Raw genomic sequence first — 5018 nt, 5'->3', positions numbered from 1 at the left:
GGCCACACGAAGCCTGCCAGCCACAACAAGCTCCATCGTCACATGGTTTTTTTGCCTGCCTTTCTACAATGATTCCAAGAGGAACAGACATGGCTCAAACATCCCCGATTCGCTACAGCTTTGGCGCTGATGAGCATTTGTTCGCCGAGGTCAGCGAAAGCATGTCCCTGGAGGCGTTCTTCAAAGGCATGGCTGTCACCCGTGCGGTGCAGCGCCTGGAACTGCCCGGCGTGCTGGATATCTGCCTGGCCAATGCCTCGTTCCAGATCCGCTTCGACCCGGACCTGATCGCCCCCCATGTGCTGCTCGACGCGGTGCAAACCGCCGAGGCCCAAGCGGTGGCCGAACGTACCTTGCATACACGCATCATCGAGATCCCGGTGCTGTACAACGACCCCTGGACCCATGAAACCCTGATGCGTTTTCGCGACCGTCACCAAGACCCCACTGGCACGGACCTGGAGTACGCGGCGCGGGTCAATGGCCTGGCGGATGTCGAGGCGTTTGTTGCTGCCCACAGTGGCGCGCCGTGGTTTGTGTCGATGGTCGGCTTTGTGGCCGGCCTGCCGTTCATGTTCCAGATGGTCGAGCGCGAGCGGCAGTTGCAGGTGCCCAAATACCTGCGCCCACGCACCGACACGCCGAAGCTGACACTTGGCCATGGCGGCTGTTTTGGTTGTATCTACTCAGTGCGCGGTGCCGGCGGCTACCAGATGTTTGGCGTGACCCCGGCGCCGATCTACGACCCGGCCCAGCAGTTGGCCTACCTCAAGGAGCACATGGTGTTCTTTCGCCCAGGCGACATCGTGCAGTTCAAGCCCATCGACCGGGATGCCTACGACCTGGCAGTGGCCGAGGTAGAAGCCGGACGTTTTGACTTACGCATTCGCCCGGTGGAGTTCTCCCTGGATGCTTTTTTTGCCGACCCGACCGGCTATCCGAAAACCCTGCAGGAGGCGCTCCTATGATCAAGGTGCTCAAGCCTGGCCTGGCGACTTCCGTGCAGGACCTGGGGCGCGAAGGCTTTTACCACTTGGGAATCCCGCCGTCCGGCGCCCTGGACCAGTACGCTTTGAGTGCGGCCAACCACCTGGTGGGCAACCCGGCGGGCGCGGCGGGGTTGGAATGCACGCTGATCGGCCCGGAGCTGGAGTTTCAACAGGATGGGTTGGTGGCGTTGAGCGGCGCGCTGATGTCGCCGCGCCTGGACGGTGAAGTGGTGCACCAGGACACGGCATTCCAGGTGCGTGCCGGGCAGGTGCTGCGCTTTGAGTTTCCGGTGGCCGGTGCGCGGACCTATCTGGCGGTGGCCGGGGGGATCGACGTGCCGCTGGTGCTGGGCAGTCGCTCCACCTACACCTTGGGTGGGTTGGGCGGGTTTCATGGGCGGCGCTTGCAGGAGGGGGATGTGTTGCCTATCGGCGAGACCCGCGGGCAAGGCCGGGCCGGCAACAGTTTGCCGATGGCCCTGCGCCGCTCGGTGGGCGGCGATGTGACATTGCGTGTGGTGCCGGGCTTGTATTACGAGCGCCTGACGCCCGAGGCCAAAAGCAGCTTTTTCGCCGAACCCTGGACCGTGGGCTCCGAAGCCGACCGGATCGGCTACCGCTTCAAGGGCGGCAGTGCCTTGAGCTTCCAGCCACGGCAGCAACCGTTTGGCGCAGGCTCTGACCCATCGAACATCGTCGACAGCTGCTACCCCATCGGCTCGATCCAGGTCCCGGCCGGCCTGGAACCCATCGTGCTGCACCGCGATGCCGTATCCGGCGGCGGCTACGCGATGATCGGCACGGTGATCAGCGCCGACCTTGATTTGATCGGGCAGATGCAGCCTAACCAGCGCGCGGGGTTTGTCGCGGTGACGTTGGAAGAAGCGCTGCAAGCTCGGCGGGTGTACAAGAAGCGGCTCAAAGCGATGGCGGCCCTATTCTCCTGAAACTTGTAGGAGCCGGCGATGAGGCCATGACAATCAACACCGCTGTTGGCTGTTGCACCGCCATCGTCGGCAAGCCGGCTCCTACAGGTTTGCCTGTCAGAAGAGTTGGGTGAACAACCAGTACAAGCTACCCGACAGCACAATCGCCGCCGGCAACGTCAGTACCCAGGCCATCAACAAATTGCGGATGGTCTTCATCTGCAAGCCGCCGCCATTGGCGACCATGGTCCCGGCCACGCCCGAGGACAGCACATGGGTGGTGGATACCGGCAAGCCGAACATGTCTGCGGCGCCAATGGTCAGCATGGCCACGGTTTCCGCCGAGGCGCCCTGGGCGTAGGTCAGGTGGGTCTTGCCGATTTTCTCGCCGACGGTCACCACGATGCGTTTCCAGCCGACCATGGTGCCCAGGCCCAGGGCGATGGCCACGGCGATCTTCACCCACAGCGGGATGAAGCGCGTGGCGTTGTCGATCTGTTGCTTGAACAGTTGCAGCTTGCCCTGGGTGTCAGCATCGAAATGGCCGACCTTGCCCTTGTCCATCAGGCGAATGGTTTCGCTGGTCAGGTACATGTCGTTACGCACGTTGCCCATGGCCTCGGCGGGCACTTTGGCCAGGGAGCCGTAGCCTTTCACTTGTTCACCGATGTGCCCGGTCAGGGCGGCGAGGGCGGGGATCAACTCGGGCGTGACGTCCTTGGTGCGCACATAGGTCGACAGCGTCGGTCGCGGGTCGGCCGGGGCCGCCTGCGGTGCGCTCTTGACCAGGGCTTGCTGGGTGACTTCTGCCACCGCGGCAAATTGCAGGGATTGATCGGCCGGCATGGTGCGGTTCAAGGCGTAGGCCATGGGCAGGGTGCCCACCAGGATCAACATGATCAGGCCCATGCCTTTCTGGCCATCGTTGGAACCGTGGGCAAAGGATACGCCGGTGCAGGTCACGATCAGCATGCCGCGAATCCACCAGGGCGGCGGTGTGTTGCCCTTGGGGGCCTTGTACAGCGAGCGGTTTTTCACAAAGGCCCGCAGTGCCAGCAACAGCAGGGCTGCAAAGCCGAAGCCGATCAGTGGCGACAGCAGCAGCGCGTAGCCGATCTTGATCGCTTGCGCCCAGTCCACGCCGCTGGTGCCGTCGCGGCCGTGCATCAGGGCATTGGCCACGCCAACACCGATGATCGAGCCGATCAGCGTATGGGAAGACGACGCCGGCAGGCCCAGCCACCAGGTGCCGAGGTTCCACAGGATCGCGGCGATCAGCAGGGCGAAGATCATCGCAAAACCAGCCGATGAGCCGACCTGCAGGATCAACTCCACCGGCAGCAAGGCGATGATGGCAAAGGCCACCGCGCCACTGGACAGCAGCACCCCGAGGAAGTTGAAGAACCCCGACCAGACCACGGCGAAATGCGGCGGCAGCGAGTTGGTGTAGATCACCGTCGCCACCGCGTTGGCGGTGTCATGGAAGCCGTTGACGAACTCGAACCCCAAGGCAATCAGCAACGCCACGCCCAGCAGCAGGAACGGGGTCCAGGTGGTGACCACCGTGCCCAACTCTTGCATGTCGTGCATCAGGCTGTAGGCGGTGAACAACAGGCCCATGGCGAGTACGGCGAAGAACACGATCACCGTGAGCAGGCCGGGTTTCTTGTCCAATTGCGGTTTTGCGTCAGTGGCGCCTGCCTGGGAGGAGGCAGTGAGGGAAGGGGTGGCCATGCCGGAGCATCCAGTGTGGGGAGGATGTTTCCCATGATCGTTGCAGAATGTTACAGAGATGCTGCGTCAAATCAGTGTTTGGTGGATAGAGATCACCGCCGGTCCACAAATCCCTGTAGGAGCCGGCTTAGTAATCCCGGCGCTTGCGAAACGCCCATCGGCCGGCAATCAAGGTGAACGTCGCCACCAACGCCACCAGGATCCAGAACCCTTCGGGGTCCTGGGAGAGCGGCACGCCACCGACGTTCATGCCAAAGAAGCCGGCGATGATATTGATCGGCAATGCCAGTACCGTCACCACCGTCAGGGTAAACAGCGTGCGGTTGCTTTGTTCGTTGAGGTTGGCGGCGATTTCTTCCTGCAACAACTTGATCCGTTCGCCCAGGGCCGTGAGGTCGTTGATGATCAGGGCGAATTCTTCGGTGGATTTGCGCAGCTCCTTCACGTCTTCCTTTTGCAGCCACTGCGGCGGGCGATTGAGCAGGCGCAGCAGCGAGCCCGGCTCCAGCGCCAGCAGGCGTTGCAGGCGTACCAGCACCCGGCGCATGGCCCCCAGTTCGGCGCGGTTGGTGGACAGGCGCGAGGACAGCAACTGGTCTTCGATCTGGTCCACACTCTGGCTGGTCTTGCGCACGATCTGTGTCAGCACCTCGCCTTGATCGCGCAACAGATGCACCAACAGCTCCAGGGGCGAGCGGAAGTGCTCACCGGCCTTTACCGATGAGCGCAGCTTGTCCACCGAGTGCAGGGGTTGCAGGCGCGCACTGATCAGCAGGCGGCTGCGGGCGCAGACCCACAAGGTGGAAATGTCCGAGGACATCATGCTGCTGAAGTTGAACACCACGTCGTTGACCACCGCCAGCAAGGCTGAGTCCACATGCTCGATGCGCGTCGAGCGCGAGCCTTCGTGCAGCGCCTCGAAGAACTCTTCGGGCAGTTCCAGGTGGGCCTGCATCCAGCGTTGGCAGGCCGCGTGGGCCAGGTTCAGGTGCAGCCACAGGAACTCATCGGGATCAGCCGGTTGTTGCAAGGCCTTGAGCACAGTCGCTGAGTCGATTTGCTGGGCTTTTTCGCCGGGCTTGAAGCGGAAACCATAAAGCAGGCCAAACAGGTCGGAGTCCTGGTGGCCGTGGTCGATGCTGTGGTTCATGGTGGCTCGCAGAGGAAAGCGACAGGTGCGCGTCGAGCAATCATTGCAAGGGGATTTGACAGTTTTGTGTCAGTCAACAGCGGCCTGTGGCACGGCGGCTTGTTGTGGTGAATTAGCGTGCTGTGGCGAGGGGGCTTGTCCCGGTACAAACCGGGGACATCGTTTACATTTCTAACCGGGGACATGGTTTACAGGTTAATACGCATGGTCAGGAGGTAT

4 protein-coding genes are annotated in these 5018 nt (G+C 62.3%); 2 read left to right on the top strand and 2 right to left on the bottom strand.

What is annotated here, in order from left to right; genetic code table 11:
* The first annotated feature begins 89 nt into the window (after positions 1 to 89).
* The gene (locus BHC62_RS25180) at positions 90 to 968 is read left to right on the top strand and encodes an allophanate hydrolase subunit 1 (protein ID WP_029296493.1); all 879 of its coding nucleotides are present in this window, start codon (positions 90 to 92) and stop codon (positions 966 to 968) included.
* Positions 965 to 1936: a biotin-dependent carboxyltransferase family protein gene (locus tag BHC62_RS25175; RefSeq protein ID WP_070996560.1), complete on the top strand. Its 972-nt coding sequence runs from the start codon at positions 965 to 967 to the stop codon at positions 1934 to 1936. The genes BHC62_RS25180 and BHC62_RS25175 overlap by 4 nt, the downstream gene beginning before the upstream one ends.
* Before the next feature lie 96 nt (positions 1937 to 2032).
* On the opposite strand, the gene BHC62_RS25170 is transcribed toward BHC62_RS25175, so the two are convergent.
* Complete coding sequence (locus BHC62_RS25170; RefSeq protein ID WP_029294389.1) at positions 2033 to 3649, bottom strand: inorganic phosphate transporter; 1617 nt, start codon at positions 3647 to 3649, stop codon at positions 2033 to 2035.
* A gap of 127 nt (positions 3650 to 3776) precedes the next feature.
* Positions 3777 to 4799, bottom strand: a complete 1023-nt coding sequence (locus BHC62_RS25165; protein WP_070996558.1) for a transporter — start codon at positions 4797 to 4799, stop codon at positions 3777 to 3779.
* Positions 4800 to 5018: the final 219 nt, after the last annotated feature.

Source organism: Pseudomonas sp. 06C 126 (assembly GCF_001855215.1).
Classification (GTDB): Bacteria; Pseudomonadota; Gammaproteobacteria; order Pseudomonadales; family Pseudomonadaceae; genus Aquipseudomonas; species Aquipseudomonas proteolytica.
Note: the sequence above shows the minus strand (reverse complement) of the source record. Positions and strands in the feature narration are given on the sequence as shown.

Excerpts from the sequence above, each read along its gene's own strand:
- BHC62_RS25175 (WP_070996560.1), top strand. The coding sequence starts at position 965 with ATGATCAAGGTGCTCAAGCCTGGCCTGGCGACTTCCGTGCAGGACCTG.
- BHC62_RS25180 (WP_029296493.1), top strand. The coding sequence starts at position 90 with ATGGCTCAAACATCCCCGATTCGCTACAGCTTTGGCGCTGATGAGCAT.
- BHC62_RS25170 (WP_029294389.1), bottom strand. The coding sequence starts at position 3,649 with ATGGCCACCCCTTCCCTCACTGCCTCCTCCCAGGCAGGCGCCACTGAC.
- BHC62_RS25165 (WP_070996558.1), bottom strand. The coding sequence starts at position 4,799 with ATGAACCACAGCATCGACCACGGCCACCAGGACTCCGACCTGTTTGGC.